At 68.6% G+C, this 16,760-nt stretch carries 14 protein-coding genes; 4 read left to right on the top strand and 10 right to left on the bottom strand.

The features are described 5' to 3' along the window. The first annotated feature begins 826 nt into the window (after positions 1-826). From ACMCNN_RS30000 to ACMCNN_RS29990, 3 genes are all read left to right on the top strand, one after another. Complete coding sequence (locus ACMCNN_RS30000; RefSeq protein WP_412743815.1) at positions 827-2,026, top strand: IS110 family transposase; 1,200 nt, start codon at positions 827-829, stop codon at positions 2,024-2,026. 458 nt (positions 2,027-2,484) lie between these two features. Beyond that, complete coding sequence (locus tag ACMCNN_RS29995; protein ID WP_412743814.1) at positions 2,485-3,117, top strand: DUF433 domain-containing protein; 633 nt, start codon at positions 2,485-2,487, stop codon at positions 3,115-3,117. After that, positions 3,107-3,610 (top strand): hypothetical protein, encoded by a 504-nt coding sequence (locus tag ACMCNN_RS29990; RefSeq protein WP_412743813.1) that lies wholly within the window; start codon positions 3,107-3,109, stop codon positions 3,608-3,610. The genes ACMCNN_RS29995 and ACMCNN_RS29990 overlap by 11 nt, the downstream gene beginning before the upstream one ends. Positions 3,611-3,714: 104 nt before the next feature. Here ACMCNN_RS29990 and ACMCNN_RS29985 read toward each other — a convergent pair whose 3' ends face one another. From ACMCNN_RS29985 to ACMCNN_RS29940, 10 genes are all read right to left on the bottom strand, one after another. After that, positions 3,715-5,766: a hypothetical protein gene (locus tag ACMCNN_RS29985; RefSeq protein WP_412743812.1), complete on the bottom strand. Its 2,052-nt coding sequence runs from the start codon at positions 5,764-5,766 to the stop codon at positions 3,715-3,717. A gap of 74 nt (positions 5,767-5,840) precedes the next feature. Beyond that, positions 5,841-7,919 carry a hypothetical protein gene (locus ACMCNN_RS29980; protein ID WP_412743811.1) on the bottom strand — a complete coding sequence of 693 codons (2,079 nt, stop codon included), beginning with the start codon at positions 7,917-7,919 and terminating at the stop codon, positions 5,841-5,843. Then, positions 7,916-8,617 (bottom strand): hypothetical protein, encoded by a 702-nt coding sequence (locus ACMCNN_RS29975; RefSeq protein WP_412743810.1) that lies wholly within the window; start codon positions 8,615-8,617, stop codon positions 7,916-7,918. The genes ACMCNN_RS29980 and ACMCNN_RS29975 overlap by 4 nt, the downstream gene beginning before the upstream one ends. Before the next feature lie 851 nt (positions 8,618-9,468). Continuing rightward, entirely contained in the window at positions 9,469-10,059 is a 591-nt protein-coding gene (locus tag ACMCNN_RS29970; protein WP_412743809.1) for an alkaline phosphatase family protein, read from the bottom strand. Further along, a complete protein-coding gene (locus ACMCNN_RS29965) occupies positions 10,056-10,418 on the bottom strand; it encodes a hypothetical protein (RefSeq protein WP_412743808.1) in 363 nt (120 codons plus the stop codon). The genes ACMCNN_RS29970 and ACMCNN_RS29965 overlap by 4 nt, the downstream gene beginning before the upstream one ends. Further along, on the bottom strand, positions 10,415-10,981 hold the full coding sequence (locus ACMCNN_RS29960; RefSeq protein WP_412743807.1) for a phosphatase PAP2 family protein: 567 nt from the start codon (positions 10,979-10,981) through the stop codon (positions 10,415-10,417). Before ACMCNN_RS29960 ends, ACMCNN_RS29965 begins: the two co-directional genes overlap by 4 nt. Positions 10,982-11,129: 148 nt before the next feature. Further along, positions 11,130-12,146, bottom strand: a complete 1,017-nt coding sequence (locus tag ACMCNN_RS29955; protein WP_412743806.1) for a hypothetical protein — start codon at positions 12,144-12,146, stop codon at positions 11,130-11,132. A 158-nt stretch (positions 12,147-12,304) separates the two neighbouring features. Further along, entirely contained in the window at positions 12,305-13,063 is a 759-nt protein-coding gene (locus ACMCNN_RS29950; protein ID WP_412743805.1) for a polysaccharide deacetylase family protein, read from the bottom strand. A 137-nt stretch (positions 13,064-13,200) separates the two neighbouring features. Next, positions 13,201-13,965, bottom strand: a complete 765-nt coding sequence (locus ACMCNN_RS29945; RefSeq protein WP_412743804.1) for a polysaccharide deacetylase family protein — start codon at positions 13,963-13,965, stop codon at positions 13,201-13,203. Next, complete coding sequence (locus tag ACMCNN_RS29940; protein WP_412743803.1) at positions 13,962-15,143, bottom strand: glycosyltransferase; 1,182 nt, start codon at positions 15,141-15,143, stop codon at positions 13,962-13,964. The genes ACMCNN_RS29945 and ACMCNN_RS29940 overlap by 4 nt, the downstream gene beginning before the upstream one ends. A gap of 165 nt (positions 15,144-15,308) precedes the next feature. Here ACMCNN_RS29940 and ACMCNN_RS29935 point away from each other — a divergent pair, with 165 nt between their 5' ends. Continuing rightward, complete coding sequence (locus ACMCNN_RS29935; protein ID WP_412743802.1) at positions 15,309-16,733, top strand: sensor histidine kinase; 1,425 nt, start codon at positions 15,309-15,311, stop codon at positions 16,731-16,733. The last annotated feature ends 27 nt before the right edge of the window (positions 16,734-16,760 follow it).

Genomic DNA, 16,760 nt, shown 5'->3' with positions numbered 1-16,760 from the left:
GAAACGGTCCCTCTCACTCTTGGAATTTGTGCCGTGGAGTTCCCTCCGGTCCCTGCAGCGCCGTCCCTTTTCATTGAGAGCAATCGTTGACCAGGTTGGGCCTGGCGGTCTGCCCGCGCACCGGTAACGGTGACACGTCGCGGCCGGGCTCAGCGTGGGCGGTGTATCGCTGTGTGGTGATCGTCGTAGCTTGTGGCCGTCATTGGAGACGCGGCCCGCTCTCGCATGCCGGTGGTGGGTCCGGTGGCTCCGGCGGAACTCGGATCGACACCGGCTGAAGTTGTGGCTGCCGGATCTCGCTGCGGCCAAGCGAACCGCCTCGCAGGCCGCGTTACGGGCAGCGCGGCAGGGGCGCTGCGCGGGTGCCGACCCCCTACGACCGGACTGGTGCGCGATGGCCGCCCCGTCCGTGCCCTCCCCGGGCCCAGGCGAGGGGTACTCGGTTGGCGCGTTGGGTGCCCCTCATCGCTAACAAGCAAGCGATCTTCACTCGGAGGGGTGCCCTCCGGTGCGAGGCTGTCGTCACTTTGTATCGAGATCGATCGTTTCCTCTGGTGGACCGGGTACCGCGTCGTTCATCGATGGTCGATGGCGCCGCTCCATGGCCCGGCTCGGGCGTGGACGGACATGGCTCTGTGGTGATGGTCGACTTCAGTGGCTGCCGCCGGGAGGTGCCGCCCTGTCCCCGCCAGGTGTGTCAGCGCTCAGTCTTGCGGACCGCTACGGGAAACCCGCGCTCTATCGCCGTCATCCAAGGTGCAGGCCGCCGGACCCCCGCTGACACCACCACCCCTAGCGGTCGGACTCGACGGAGAGGATGCGGCAGGTGCCGAAACTGTGGATCGGCGTGGACATCGGCAACACCCATCACCACATCGCGGCCATCGACACCACCGGCCGGGTCAGGTACTCCCGGCGTGTCGCCAACGACGAATCAGTCCTGCTCGAGGTCATCGCCGACGTTACTGAACTCGGCCGGCCCGTGTGCTGGGCGGTGGACCTCACCACGCCGCTATCTGCCCTGCTTCTGACCCTGCTGTGGCAGCGGCACTACACGGTGCGCTACGTGTCCGGGACCGTCGCTCACCACATGGCCGCCGCGTTCGCCGGCGAACACAAGACCGACGCCCGCGATGCGGTGATCATCGCCCAGACCGTCCGGCTACGCTGCGACATCCCCCAGCTCAAATCGTCCGGCCGGCTCCTCGCCGACCTCAAGGTCCTCACCGCGCACCGCGCGGACCTGATCGGGCAGCGGGTCGCGGCGATCTGCCGCCTGCAGGAAACTCTCACCGCGATCAGCCCCGCCCTGCAACACGCCGTCGACCTCAAACGCCGCGGCCCCCTCCTCGCGCTCGCCCAATGGCAGACCCCCGCCGCGATCCGGCACGCCGGCCCCGACACCATCACCGCCCTGCTGCACCGGGCCGGCATCCCGAACGCCGCCGTCCTCGCCGACACGCTGCACGCCGCCGCCTGCCGTCAAACCGTCCGTATGCCCGGTGAACGCGCCGCCGCCCTGGTCGTGCGGCACCTCACCGCCGACATCCTCGCGCTGGCCCACCGCACCGCCGACATCGACGAGCAGATCGCCCAACTGATCGGCGAGCATCCGCTGGCCGGGTACATCCGCAGCTTGCCCGGCATGGGACCCGTGCTCACCGCCGAACTGCTCGTGCACACCAATGGCATGACCGAATACGACAGCCCGGCGAAACTCGCCGCCCACGCCGGGCTCGCCCCCGTCACCCGCGACTCCGGCGCCGTCTCCGGCAATCACCACAGCCCTCGCCGCTACCACCGGGTCCTGCGCAACGTCTTCTGGATGTCCGCCTACACCTCGCTACGCACCTGCCCCGCCTCCCGCACCTACTACGACCGGAAACGCGCCGAAGGCAAACACCACTACCAGGCCCTCATCGCCCTCGCCCGCCGCCGCGTCGACGTCCTCTGGGCCCTCACCCGCGACCACCAGACCTTCGACCCAACCTCGATACCAACGACGGCCAGGGCCACGGCCACGTAACCACGAACGCTGACCAACGCCAGCCCAGCAGCTCCAGGGTCCTGGGCTGCACAAACACGCCCCAAGATCACCGGCTGGGCAGAAGGAACTCCACTGGTGATCGGGTGTTTCGGAACGACCCGTGGTGCCCGAGGATGCTGCGGTTCGGGGAATTTCGTTCCGTCTAGACACTCTGCGTGAAGTTGATCGACGACGGCGGGTGGAGCGGGAGCGCACCATGAGACGGTCGCGCTCGCGGATGTGACCACTTGGGAGTCCGGCCAAGCTGCGCTCCTCCCTACGCCGAGCGACCGTGACCGCGACCCGTCTCCTGCACCATGTCCTCGCCGGATGAAAGGGGCTCGCAATCAGTGTTCCGGACTGTTGTAGACCCGTGCTGCCGCAATCTGTCGCTGAACCGCTACGGTGCATATATGGCTCAGGGGGCGCAGCGGGATCGGCGGTTCACCGTCCCGCTCATGACCGCGCAGGCGGCCGGCGTGCACCTCGGTATCCCCGGGTCCACGATCAAGGAGTGGATCGCCCAGGGCTCCGGGCAGCCGGTCATGCACTCTGTTGCTCCGCCAGCTCCGCACGGCCCACGTCTGCCGTTCATCGCCTTGGCCGAGGCGCAGATTCTGCGTGAGCTCCGCAAGACGGGGCTACCGATGCGGCACATCCGGGCCGGCGTTGCGCGTCTACGCCATGAGACGGGTGAGGAATACGTACTGGCCACCCACACTATCGCCACGGACGGCGGGGAACTGCTTTACAACGCAGCTAGCCGGGTGGCTCCCGAATGGGTTCGGGCCAAAGACGGGCAGCAGGCGCTACGGCAAGTTGTGGAAGCCGTTATCAAATTCGTGTCGTACGCCGAGGACGGGTTCGCCGCCCGGATCCGGCTAAAGCCCTATGAGGCCGCCGAGGTCATTATCGACCCGCGATTCGGCTTTGGCCAGCCGGTGTTCGCCGACAGCAAGGTGCCGATCGAGACCATAGCGGACCTGTTCTACGGCGGCGGCGAGTCGGTGGAGGATATCGCTGATGAGTATGGCATCGGCACTGCTGAGGTTGAGACTGTCCTGCGCGTGATGGCCCGGCGTGCCGCTTGAGTTCCTAGCCGACCGAAGTATCGGCCGACGTGTTGTCACGGCATTGCGGGACGTCGGGGAGAACGTGCACACCCTCGCCGAGGTCTTTGGAGAGGAAGTCTCACAACAGCTCGACGACGACTCGTGGATTGCCCACGCTGGGTCGCGCGGTTGGGCGGCCCTCACCAAAGACAAGAAGATCCGGCACCGCACGGCTGAGCGGGAGGCGGTCGCCCTGCACCGGGTGCCTTTGTTCGCGCTGTCGAACGGGAACATGGGCTTCGCGGATATGGCGGGGGCGTTCCTCAACGGGATGAGCCGGATCCATCTTATCTGCGCCGAGGCCAGCCTGCGGTGGCATATGGGTGGTGCACCGCGACGGCCGCGTGGAACTATTGTGGCTCGCCGACGAGGAGGAGAGCCCAGGTTGAGGCACCTCAGACTTTCGTCGCGTATGGGGTGCTCGGCGGCCGGGCATGGCGTTGCCCGAGAAGACCGCAGGCGTCGTCGTTGACCTTGGTGATGATCACGTGACTCGTTCACGGTGTCGGATTGCATGGCTGCGGTTCGGACCGGTGATGTCGATGCCGACCTTGGCTATGGCTTGCACGGCGCGTCCTAGGTCCGGCGGTCAGGGGCGCGCAGCGATGATGGATCGTCCCGGCCGCCGGGTACGCGGATAGTCACCACCCGGCATGGTGACGACTCGCCGTTGCGCTGGACCTGCTCGACCCAGATGCTCTCGAAGAGATTCACTGTTCCCTCGGCGTGCTCGGTTTTGTCGAGCACGAGAAGGATCGCGAACGCGGCATTGGTGTTCTGGTACTCGATCGCTTGAGCGGCGTAGTGGCGGAGGGCCGCTTCACTCGCGTCGTGTTCCTCGATCTTGCATTCCACGTTGAACCGCACGGGGCCGAACGAGGCGCGGATGTCGACACGTCCGCCAGCGTGTTCTATGACCTCCGCGTCGATGATGCGGAACAGGGAGGAGAAGCAGAGCACCTCGTAGAAGTGCTGGTGAAAGAGAGCCTCGTCGACCTTCTGCTTCTTCTTCGACGCGTCTCTCAGGCGGAGGTACTCGGTGTAGGAGCCGCCCATCTTGCGGCCGATGTCGTAGCACAGAAACGCATACCGGACTGTGGTGTTCAGCAGCACATGGAACGGGTCTGCGATGTCGGGGATCCAGTCGGGGCTCTGCTGGAGCTGGCCCACGAGCCGGTCCATGAGCCGGCCGAGTTTCGGATCCATCGCTGCCGCGTGGGTGTCTTCGTGGGTGCGTAGCGCGAGTTCCAGACGATCCAGGACCTGTTCTGGCGCCGTTTCAGTGAGCTGGGTGAATTCCGCTGGAGTGACGGTCTGACCGACCAGCGGCCAGCGTCGCACTTTTCCCAGACCACCGCCGTCGGGGTGCCCATCAGGCACGGCCGGTGATCGTGAGCGGTCGCGCAGGGAACCGAGCAGCCGGACGGCCGCGGGCTCGGCGCGCAGAAGGGGATCATTTTCGACCGCGTGCTCGAGGAAGCGGATCCGATTGTCGCTGCGGAGGAAGACGTCCTCGATCGCCGGCGCGACCAGAACCTCGACGACACTGGCGATGGACCTCTCCTTGACGACCGTCACGGTCCGATCCGCGCCGTAAGCGGTGAGCAAAGTCATGAGGATGGCCTGGCCGTCGTCGTACCAGGGGTCGTCCTCGCCGACGTGGCGGGCGGCCGCGTCAAGGACGGCGGTGAGTTCGGCCCAGGCCGTGATGTCGTCACAGGACGAACGCGACCAAGTGGGCAAGTGAGTGTTGTGCCGCCACGCCCGGTACTTCTGAAGGGTGGTGTGCAGCGACGCCGCTAAAGCGGGTATCCGGGTCGTGGCCTCGGGCCCGGCGAGGGTCAGCACGGCGTCGATTGCGTCGTGATAGATCCGCGCGTCCAGGCGTTCGGAGGTTTGCGCAAGCAGTTCCGCCAGGCGCCGCCGGACGCAGACCAGTCCCGCCGTCATGGTCGTGGCATTAGATGCTTGCAGCGCGTCTTGCAAGTCGGTAAGGGCGAGTTCGAAGGCGGCGTCGCGGCAGGTGTGGTCGAGCGGTAGAAGCCGTTCGAGCGCCTCACGCAGGCCGGTTCCGGGGTGATGGGCCTCAAGAAGGCCGAGCAGCCGGGGAAGCCGCGCGGCGAACGGCTCAGGAAGGGCGGCGACATCCTCGGTCGCCGAGTCGAGTGCGCCGAGCAGTTGTGCGGCCCGGGTGACCCCGGCCAGGGTGAGGCGGGCCAGGCAATCGGCCGCTTCGGCGGCGATCAGCGCCGGTGCCGGTTCGTCGCCAGCGTCGTACATCGCGTTGAGGCGTGCGAGCAACGCGCGCGGGAGCCCGGCGCCGAGCGCGCGAGCGAAATCGGGGTGCCGGGTCAGGACATCGGTTGCGCTCGCGAAGGCCGAGTGCCGCTGCTGCTCGAGCAAACCGGTGAGGACCGCCGCGCGAAGGGGTTGAGCGTCGTCGACCAAGCCGGTCCGCTGCTGATGCGCGGCGGCCTGAATGAGGTACACCAAGAATGGCCCCGTGGCCAGCTGCCGGGCCTCGTCAGGGCGCACACCGCCGAGATTCTCGATCGTTGGTCCGGCGCGTCGCTCGGCGGGCGTCGCTCGGCGGGCCCAGTCCGCAAGGCGAAGCTCGATCCCCGGCACTATGCACCTCCCTCGCAAAGATCGATCATGCCCTCGACCGTCAGTGCATCAGGTCCGGCACGCCATCCTCACAGTCAGAACAGCTGCCGCGAGCCGGGCCCGGAGATGATCCGATCCGCCGGGAAGATCTCCCACAGCACCTCCTCGGTGGACGTGAGCACGATTTGTATGCCGGCAACGCGGTTGGCCATCTCGTACAACGCCTCCAGCACCACGCGGGCGTCCCCCGGGACGACCTCCTCGGCCGTGGGCGCATCGATGAGCAGCAGTCCCGGGTGTGACATGATGCCGCGTTCGTGCCCGACAGTGATCATGCCGATGATCGTGGCGATCCGCATCCGCAGCCGTTCACTTGGGCTGAAGTCCTTGAATGCGCATTTCACTCCGGACTTGCGGGCGTTGACACGACCTGCGGCGTCCAGGTCGACGCTGGTCAGGTTGGTGACGCCCAAGCTACGCGCCATCGATACGATCTTGTCGTTGAGGTCCCTGAACAGTGCCTTACTGTGGTTACGGACGTTCTCCTGCAGCACAGCTATCGCGCTTGCCAGGATTTCAGATTCCACGTCAAGCTGTGCATCCAGCTGCGACTCATGCGTCGCCAGGTAAGAGCTGACAACGGCCGGGACAGCGGCGCTGGCGCCCGTGGCCATCGCCAGCGCTCCTTCAAGCTGGTAGCACTCGCGTTGGACGGCGACGAGATCCTGCTGCGCCGCATCCGACCGAATGGCCTCCAGCTTTGCCTGCAATTGCTCGTACCGGTCCCGGCTTTCGCCAAGTCGCGCGGTGGCGTCCTCTGCGGCCTTCTTCGCCGCGGCCTCCGCACTTCGTGACGCGAGTTCCCGCTCGGCGTGCCGCTGCAGGAGCACCGCGTGGGCGTCGGGGTCCTCCTCCTGGGCAGGCAATGGATTGCTGCAGACCGCGCACCGGTGGTCGGCTTCTTCCGCCGCCCGCCGAGGCTCGTCGATCTCGTGATCGCATCGTGGGCACGCCTCCGGATTCAGCGCCCCGAGCAGCAACCGTGCGGCGGCGCTCTGCCGTGCGCGGCGAGCAGCACGTTCGTCTTGTAGCCGTTCGCGGCGGGCGGCGTCGAATCGTTGCTGAAGGTCGAGATGGATCGCTTGACGCTCGGCCATCTTCCGCGCCGCAGCATCGGCCGCCGTGAGCAATCCGGTGAGGTCGGGTTGGCGTGACTGTAGCTCCGCCCACCGCGACTTCGCCGACGCCAGCGCCTCTCGCAGCGGCTGAATCTGCGCCCGCCGCGCCTCGGCATCCTCTTCGGCGCGCCGCTTGACGCGACGCTCCTCCTGGTCATCCCTCTTCTGAGCGGACACCAGGTGCGTCAGCTCGGGGACGTATGGCACGTCCAGAAAGATCTGCAACAGCTTAGCCGGTAACTGGCCGAACGCGGTCGGGCCCAGCAGGACCTTGTCATGTCCGGCGTTGAGGGCGATCGCGTAGTAGAAGCTGGCCCAAGAATGGAAGTGTTCAGCGCTGTCTCGCTGCCCGGCCTCGTCCTTGGGAGCGCCGGGCTCGGCCGCCCACACCGAGATCGGCCGTAGCCCGAGACGGTCAAGCATCAACCGTTCGACCAGTCCCTTGACGTCGGGCGGCGCCGCGGTCGCCACCGCCCGCACGCCGGCCCCGTCGACGTCGCGGCCGTCCAATGTGAGCAGCTGATCGACGCTATCGGCCGTGAGCAGCGTCGCTGAAGGCTGGCCAGGCCGGAGGAACTCCAGCCGCACGGACACCGGCACACCACCGACCTGAAGATCAGCCCGCACATACCGCAACCATCCAGCCGTCTCCGGACGGCGAAACTCGTCAACACTCTCCCCGCGCAACGCCCAGCTCAGCGCCCACAACAGGGTCGACTTACCGGCCGAGTTCACCTTGCTCGCGAGCACCCACGGCCCGTCGCCGAACGAGATATCGACAGTGAACGGCCCGTCGTTGTCCGTAGTCCCCGTCTTCTCGCCCTCGCAGGTCAGCCGGCGCACCCGCAACTCACGCCGCGCCGGCAGTGGGCTGGCCAGCGCTACCCCGTACGAGTCAAGGACTTGCCGGACCCGTCCTGCATCGGCGCCGGGAACCTTCGCCGCGATCGCCGCGTACAGGTCGCTGTCCTGCGGAATTGTCATCTTCGGCGTCACGCGACGGGCTCCTCGACGGCGGCGGCGCGAAGCTGAGCGAGTCGATCGCGGGCGCGAGCCGCGATCGACGGAATGGTTTCCTTGAGCGGAGTCTCGGCGTAGTCACGCTGAAGGTATTGCCGTCTACGCAGCGCCAGCGCCGAGTGACCGCTGCCATCCGCCAATGCCTTCACCAACAGAGCCCGCTCGGTGTACCAGCGCAGTTCCGGGAACTGGGCGGTTGCTTGTGCAGCGACCTCCCGGCCCCTCCCAGTCAGATAGTAGTTGTCCTGCAAGATCCGGTGTGCAGTGCGGCGCTGCGTGACGACCAGCAGCCGTGGCGCTACCAAGATCGACAGAATTCGGTCCAAGGACTCGAACGCTCCGAACAGGTAACGGACCATCGGAATCGAGCAGACCTCGGGTTCGTCCGAGTCAAGGATCTTGCCCGCTAGATCGAGCAGAATTGGCGCGTAAGCTCGCTCCTCCACATCGGCCAGACACCGCTCATAGTCGTTCAGCAGTTCGTCGGCGAGGTAGTCGGGATTTCGCAGCCAGAAATCCAGCTTCTGCAGGCGACCCTCGGCGTACAGAACCGCGATGGCACCGCGAGGCGCGGACGCCAAGGCAGTGGGATCGAGGTCATCCGCTACCGCGGCGATGAGGAGCAGAATGCGAATCGCGTCCGCGAAACGATCGCTCTCATCCCCGTCGTCCACTCCGAGCAGCCTACGGCGAACAACCCTTAGAAAGCAATCGAACACTGCATGTCACGAACGCGTACGTGGCAGGCAGGCGGTTTGGCTGCCCTGGGTGTGAGCGAGATGGTGTCGGTGTGCGCTCGTCAGTGCCAATGATCCCTGCGGTAGGGCAGGCATGGGAGGGCTGCTTGTCATCCCTTCTCCCGGAGGCAGGGAGCATGAGGGGTGCGCTGTGCTCCAGTCAGCGGGGCGGCCGCGCCGTGGGTGGGGGTCATGATCTGCACGACCGCGCGCCAACCAGATCGGGGCGGCTCGTTTCGAAACGCTCTGTGCTGCCCATGGATCCTGCGGATTGGTAATGTCGTTCCGTCCGGCCACCCGTGGAACCCGCTCTTAGGGTCCGGCGGGCAGCGGCGGAGGCTCATGACGTCCGCGATCTTCTGTCGGTGGAGGGCAGCGCGCGGTCAAGCGGCGACGGTGCCGGCGGCGATGGCCGCGACCAGCTTCAGGTGGTCGTGTGCAGTCTGGTCGGCGTAGGTGGGGTGGCCCGACTCGCCTGGCTGGACTGACCCGACCCGGCTTCCTCGTTGTAGTAGTGCTTGACGGTCAGCTCGTCGGGCCGTTTCTCAGTATTGATCTAGCCGTCGGCGTCGTAGCCGCCGGTGAAGGTGCCGGCCTGGCCGTCGACGACCTGGCTGTGCAGACCCCGGACCTCAGGCGTCGTCGTAGGCGTCGACCGTCCATCTGGATTGCCGGGAGCGGGCGAAGGTGCCGGAGGGATCGCGGCAGACGGCCGGCACGCCGGGATGCGCGCGCGGCAAGGTCTGGGTGCCACGCGTTCGTAGGGCATTTGCACCGTGGCTGATCATCTACAGCTGGAACGCGTTCGTCATGGTGGGAGCGGTTCGGGCGCAGCCCAGGGGCGGGAGCCGGAGTATGTCCTCGATGGTGCGCAGGGTGGAGCAGTGGGTGTATGGCTGATCAGCGGTGACGTGGTGGATGCCCGGTGCTACCACGAGGGTGGGGATGTGGTTGTTCGTCTTGCTGCCCTCGTCCCAGGTGATGATCACGGCGAGGTGGCCGGTGCGGTAGTCGGGCCCGGCGAGGATCTGGGTGAGCCAACCGTGTAGCCAGCTGTCGCCGGTCGCGGTGAGTTGCTGCGGGCAGGCGTCTGCGCCGTGCATGTCGTGGCAGGCGTCGGGGCTGACGAGCCCGAACGCGGGCAGGGTGCCGTCGGTGATGTCGGTGTGCAACGCGCCGACGTTCGGTTCGCCGAGCGGTGGTGCCCATTCGGTGCACTCGGTGCGGTCGTCGAGGTAGTAGGTGGCTGGCACGTGCCGGACCAGGTAGCGGCCCTGGTCCGCGTTGTCCAGCACACACGGGCCGGGCGCCGATTCGGCGTAGTTGCGCCATTCGCGGCCGCTGGCGGCGACCTGGTGGAACAGGTTGTCGCCGGTCAACGGGTGGGCGCGGGGGCCCGGTCGTCGCAGATGCCGTGCGTGCTGCCGCTGGTCAGCAGCAGGTAGGCGGCCAGTGAAGGGCACTGCGGCGGGTAGCCGGCATCGAGGTTGCGGGCGATGCCATAGGTCGTCGCCAGGTCGTTGAGGTAGGGCGCGTCAGGGTCGCCGATGATGGTCCCGTACTCGTGGTTCTCTTCCATGATGAGTAGGACCTTCATGTACCGGCCGGGCGACACGTCAGGGCTGGGCACGGGCGGCACGGGCACGGGCGTCGGAGTCGGGGCTGGCCGGGCGCAGCCGGCCAGCGCCACTACCAGCGCCGCGAGCAGCCCGGTGACGCCACGCAGGCGGCGGTTCATGGGGTGACGTCGGTGGCTGCGCGGACGGGCGCTCGCGACCCCGCCTCCGGCCGGTGTCGCAGCCCGCGGCTGGCCACGTGGACGATGGCTACCGACAGCACGGCGACGAGTGCGGCGGCGACGATGTCGGCAGGGTAGTGCACACCGACCCAGACTCTTGACACCCCGATGATCAGGGCGACCGCGCCTAGGACCAGTCCCCACCGGCGGTACAGGAAGGCCCCGACCGCCAGTGCGAGGGTGAATGCTGCGGTGGCGTGGTCGCTGGGTAGTGTCGGCCCCGGTTCGTGGGCGATGAGCTGATGCACCGTGTGGGACTGGAAGGGGCGTACCTCGGTGTTGAAACGCCCGATCAGGGTCGCCGTAGCGAAAGCGATGACTCCCGACGCGCCGACGGCGACCACCGGGCGTAGCCGGCGTCGCCACACCGCGATGGCGAGCAGGCCTGCTACCAAAGCGAAGAGAGCATAGATGAGCCAGACGGCGCTGAACTCCATGAAGTCGTCGATCCCATCGACCCGTCCAGCCAACCCGTTCAGGGCCTCAAACAACCTGTAATTCACCGCCGGATCATCGCCCGGACACCCTGAGGAAATGCTGAACGGTTGCGGCGGAGGCGGTGTAGCTGGCCAGGTGCCCTCGCCGATGGCGTCGTGCGGTGCTGGCCGCGTTGTCAGGCGCGGCGTGGCGGTGCGCCTCAGCGGTGGATCGTCATCGCAGGATGCCGGTGTGGCCGAGGGAGTATCGGCCGGGTTGGGGCCAGACGCAGAGGCCGTGCGGTTCGGCGCCGACTCTGATGCGGGCGAGCAGGTGCCCGTCGGTGGTCCGGATCGCGTACACCTCCCGGTGGTAGCGCCCGGACAGCCACAGGACTGTCCCGTCGGGGGATAGGCCGCCCATGTCGGGGCTCGCGTGTCCGGGGATCCGCCAGGTGTGTTCGACGGTGCGGGTGGCGAAGGAGATGACGGAGATGGTGCCGGCGCCGCGGTTGGTGACGTACAGGTAGCGCGAGTCGCGGCTGGGGTAGAGCCCGTGGGCGCCGTCCCCGGTCGGCAGGAAGGCGGGGGTGGTGAAATCGTCGCCGTCGAGCAGCCATACGCCGCTGGTCTGCATGTCGGCGACGTACCAGGTACGCCCGTCCGGGGCGATCTTGATGTCCTGTGGCATGGGGTGCTCGCCCGGTAGGTGCAGCCGGGCGATGATTCGCTGCGCTGCGGTGTCGATCTTGAGTAGGTCGCCGGAGAACTCGCAGGTGACGATGAAGTAGCGGCCGTCGGGTGAGAAGTCGGCGTGGTTGACGCCGCCGCAGTCCACCGGCAGGACGTGTGTGACGGCCATGGTGTGCGGGTCGCGGAACACGATGTCGTGGTGGGCCTCGGCCATCACGATGGCATACCTGCCGTCGGGGGTGAAGTAGAGGTTGTACGGGTCGTCGACGGGAACCGGGTGGCCGAAGGTGCCGGTGCGGGGGTCGATCGGGGTCAGCGAGTCGCCGGTGTTGTTGTTGACCCAGAGTGTTCGGAGGTCCCAGGAGGGGACGACGTGCTGGGGTCCGTGTCCGACCGGGACCGTGCGGGTGACCTGGTAGGTGTGCGGGTCGATGACCGACACGGTGTTGCTGGCGAAGTTCGGCACGTAGACGAGCGGGCGGTCGTGCCGGACCTGGGGCGACAGGTGGCCGGGCCGGTCGGCGGCGTAGACGTCGTGCGGGTCCAGAGGGGCCGGCATGCCCGGCAGGGAATGTCCCAGTCGTGTCGGTGGGTGCGTTGCAGGAGTGTCTACTCGCGGGCGGATCTGGCTGGCCGGAGGTTCGGCTGCGGACGGCTGGCAGCCGGCGCAGGCCATGGTGAGCAGGGACAGGGCGGCAAGCTGGGTGCGACGGGATGTCATGTGATCAGCTCACTCATGGTGACTGGGGTCAGTCCCCGTCGGTGGAGGCCGTCCAGCAGTGCCGGCATGGCGGCGATGGTGGCTTGGTGGCCGAGGTGGAGGCTGACGATGGAACCACCGCGTACCGCGCGGAGGGTGGTGTGGACGATGGCGGCTGGTGCGGGGTCGGTGTAGTCGAGGGAGTCGACGTCGTAGGACAGGCAGGCGGGGTATCCCGCCGCGGCGGCCTGAGTCCGGATGGTGCCGGTGGCGTGGCGGGTCTGGGAGGGACGGAACCAGCGCCCGATGGTGCCAGTCACCGCGCTCAGCACTTGGGCACAGTCGTGGATTTCGGCGTACGCCTGTTCCGCGGTCATCGCGGAGATGTTCGCGTGGTGCTGGGTGTGGTTTCCGAGTTCGTGGCCGTCGGCGAGGATGCGGTGGGCGAGGTCGTGCTGGGTGCCGAGCCAGGTGCCGACCGCGAGGACGGTGACTCGGGCCCCGCCTCGGGCCAGTTCGTCGAGCAGGCGCCCGGCCAGCACGGGGTCGCCCTGGCCGTGGAAGGTCAATGCCACCTTACGGCTGTCCCGGGGTCCGTGGCTGATCTCGCGCGCCGTAGTCGGCGCCTTGGCTGTGGTCGTTGCCTGCGGCGCGGGCGGTGGTGGTGACGAGGCTGCGGGGTGGCTGGCCAGGGGCCGAGACGGCCCGGAGCAGCTGGACAGAATCGAGCCGGCGGCGAGAGCGCTGGCTGCCCGGAGGGCGTCGCGACGGTCCACCTTGCGCACGCTAGGCGCTCGGACCTGAAGGGACGCTGAAATTGGCGGACGCCGAGGGTTCGGCTTGCCCACTCCCACTCCAGGCCGCTGACAGCAGCGCGGCCCTATTGCGACCCGACAGCCTTCGCGGCTCGACGTCAGCGCGTCCGGTCGTGCCCGATCCTTGCCTCCACCGTCTCGATGCCATGGTCGCGCAGCGGTCCGACGTCCAGGCCGCGGGCGCGACAGGCGACGAGAAGCCCTGGCAGGGCGGCCACGGTGGCCTCCCAGCATCGAGGGACGGCGGCATGGTCGCTGTCGTGCAGCAGGATCGTGCCGCCGTCGACCGGGCGCCGCAACACGCTGCGGGCGATCGAGTCCGGGGTGGCCTTCCGGGTCCAGTCGCGTCCCCAGTGGGTCCATAAGACCGGTGTCAATCCGAGCCGCCGGGCCGCATGGAAGGCTGCGGTGGTGGCCACCCCGTAGGGCGGCCGCCACCAGCGCGGGGTGGTACCGGTGACCTCGGTGATCACCTCCGCTGCCCGGGTGAGATCGGCGCGGGTTGCGGCCGGGCTACGGCGCAGCAGCAGCCGGTGTTCGTCACCGTGCACGGCGACCTCATGGCCGGCGGCGGCGATAGCCCGTGCTACCCGGGGATGTTCGCGCACCATCTCGCCGAGGAGGAAGAACGTCGCCCGCACGCCGCCGTTCTCCAGTATCCGCAGCACCTGCGGGGTCGCCTCCGGATGCGGGCCATCGTCGAAGGTCAGCGCCACATGGCCCGGGCGTCCGCGTCCGGAGAGTCCCGGCCACAGCGTGCGGCGCAGCGGGCCGACCGCCGCGACCACGGGCGCGACCTGCACGACAACCAGCGCCGACGCTGCCACGGCGGCCGCCGTACCCGCTTGCCGGAGGCGATTCATGCGCACACCGCCGCCCTCGGGCGATCGAGCGCCGCGAGACCGGCGAGGCTGGCGACGACGGTCGCGGCCTCGGGTGCCGCGCACAGCTGCAGATATGCCTGGTGCTGCCGGGCGCGCAGGTCGCTGTGTACAGCGACGGCCAGCGCGCCCGCGAGGTCGCGGGGATCGCGGGGCCACAGCGAGAGGCCGAGTTCCTCCAGTACGGCCGCGTTGGCGACACCGTGGCCGGGCAGGCACCGGTAGCTGATCACGGGTACGCCGCTGGCCATCGCCTCCAGGCTGGACAGCGCGCCCGCGTTGTGCACGACGACGTCGGCGGTGCGCAGCAGCGTGGGCATGTCGTCGACCCAGCCCAGCGCCAGCGTCTGTCCGGTTGCGGCGAGACGGCGGCGCAGCGCGTCGTTACGGCCGCAGATCACCACGGGAAGCATGGTCGCGGTGGCGGCGATGTCGCGTACGGTCGCGTCGATGTCACCGACGCCCCACGAGCCTGCGACCACGACGGCCAGCGGTGCGTGCGGCGGAAGGCCGAACTGCTGCCGTGCCGCCGCCGCTTCGCTCAGGTGGTGGCTCGGCCGGAAGGCGGGGTTGACGATCGGCCTGGTTGTTGCCGCCGCGCCGCCCAGAGCCGTGACGGCGGCGGTGGCGTGACGGCTGGCAGCGAGGTGCACGTCGACTCCCTCGGCCACGCACAGCGGGTGCACGGATGGATCGGTCATGACCGCTGCCACCGGCACGGCCAGCCGGCCGGTGCGCCGTAGCCGTCCGAGCACCTGGCTGGCCAACGGGTAGGTGGATACCACGGCGGCCGTGGCCGGGTGCACGGCGGCACGCATCCGGCCGGATGCCGCAGCGTACGACACGGCCGCCGCGCCCTGGGCGCACCGCCGGCCGGCCACGGCTCGCAGCAGCCAACCCCACGTCACGGGAACGTAGCGCAGCTGCGACGCATAACTGTCGCGCAGCCGCGTCCCCCAGTGCGGCGGCAGCAGGTCGAGGAAGTCCCACCGATCGATTGCGAAGCCGAGCGTCTGCAGGCCTTGGCTGATCACGTCAGCCGCCCCGTCGTGCCCGGCACCGATGCTCGCCGACATGATCATGATCCGTGGCCGGAGCGCGGACCGGCCGCTGGGCTCGGCGACCTCTGTCGTGCTGGCGGGCACCGTGTCGGCTGTCATGGCCGCAAGGCTGACGGCCGCCGCCTGAGAAAACCCTGAATCCGAACGCGCAGAGCGGGGTGACCACCCACGCCGGTCGGCAGCATGCCCCAATCAGCCACTTTCAGCCCGTGCACAGCTCGCCGGACTTAGGGTGTCGTCGCTGACGACGGGAGGAGGGTTCGGATGGGCCTGCGACAGCTGGCCAGGACGCGGCCACGCTTCGGTGTGCGGATGCGCTCGGCGCTGGCCGCCGCGGCGGTGGTCGCGGTCGCCTCGGCACTGTCCGGCGCCGCGCTGTTGGCGATCACCCGGCAGATCCTGCTGGACAACGTCAACACGGCTGCCCAGGACAGTACCGGGCAGGTTGCTGCGGCCGTGCGGGGCACCGACCCGAACGCGCTCGCGGCGGTGCTGCGCCCAGGCCCGCGCCAGCGCACGATCGTGCAGGTGCTGGACGAGACCGGCCGGGTCGTCGCCGCCTCGGACGCGATCGCGGGGGCACCCGCGATATCGCCGCTGCGCCCGGTCACCGGTCAGCGCCGGACCGAGACCCGGCGGCTGGCAGAGGCGCACGACGACCCGTTCCGCATCGTGGCGGCGGGCGTCGACACCATCGATGGCAGGCGGACCGTGCTGGTGGGGGAGTCCCTGGACACCGTCGACGACGGCACCGAAGCGGTCATCGCGGCGCTGATCGTGGGGTTTCCGGTACTCGCGGTGGTGGTAGGAGCGGCGACGTTCTTCTTCGTGGGGCGCACCCTGCAACCGGTGGAGGCGATGCGCCGGCAGGCCGCCACCATCACCTCGCGGAACCTGCATACTCGGCTGCCGGTACCGGCGGTCGACGACGAGGTCGCCGCGCTCGCCCAGACCATGAACACCATGCTGGACCGCATCGAGGCCGCCTCCGCGGCGCAGCGCCGGTTCGTCGCGGACGCCAGCCACGAGCTGCGCAGCCCACTGGCCACCATTCGAGCCAATGTCGAACTGCTCGAGGCCACCGACTCGACCGAGCCGGCCGTGCGCCCCGTGCACCGCATCCACGAGGAATCCACCCGCATGGCCCGCCTCGTCGAGGACCTGCTGCTGCTCGCCCGCGCGGACGACCACGGCCTGCGGCTGCGCCACGAGGACGTCGACCTCGACGACCTCGTGTACGCCGAACGTGAGCGGATCGCGCTGCAAGACCCGCGACTGCGGGTGGACGGCGAGGTCAGCCCGGTACGGGTCCGCGGCGACGCCGACGCGTTGCAGCGGGTGCTGCGCAACCTCGTCGACAACGCCATGCGGCACGCCCGCGACCGGGTCACCATCAGCCTGCACGACGACCAGGGACAGGCCGAAATCCTGGTCGCCAACGACGGCGCCCCGATCGCGGCAGCCGACCGCGCCCGGATCTTCGACCGGTTCGTCCGGCTGGACGACAGCCGCGCCCGGACGGCCGGAGGCGCCGGCCTCGGACTGCCCATCGCCCACGAACTCGTCGCCGCCCACGGCGGCACCATCGACGTCGACGACCGCAGCGACGGCGCGGGCATACGGGTACGCCTGCCCTGCGAATCGGATTCATCGAATTCTCAGGAACCTACGCCTACGGTGCACCCGTAACCGGCATAGGCGGAGGCCTGCGTCGAC

Origin of the sequence: Krasilnikovia sp. MM14-A1004 (genome assembly GCF_047159485.1) — a bacterium.
Taxonomy (GTDB): domain Bacteria; phylum Actinomycetota; class Actinomycetes; order Mycobacteriales; family Micromonosporaceae; genus Actinoplanes.
The sequence above is the reverse complement of the archived record's forward strand: the minus strand, read 5'-3'. Positions and strand labels throughout refer to the sequence as shown.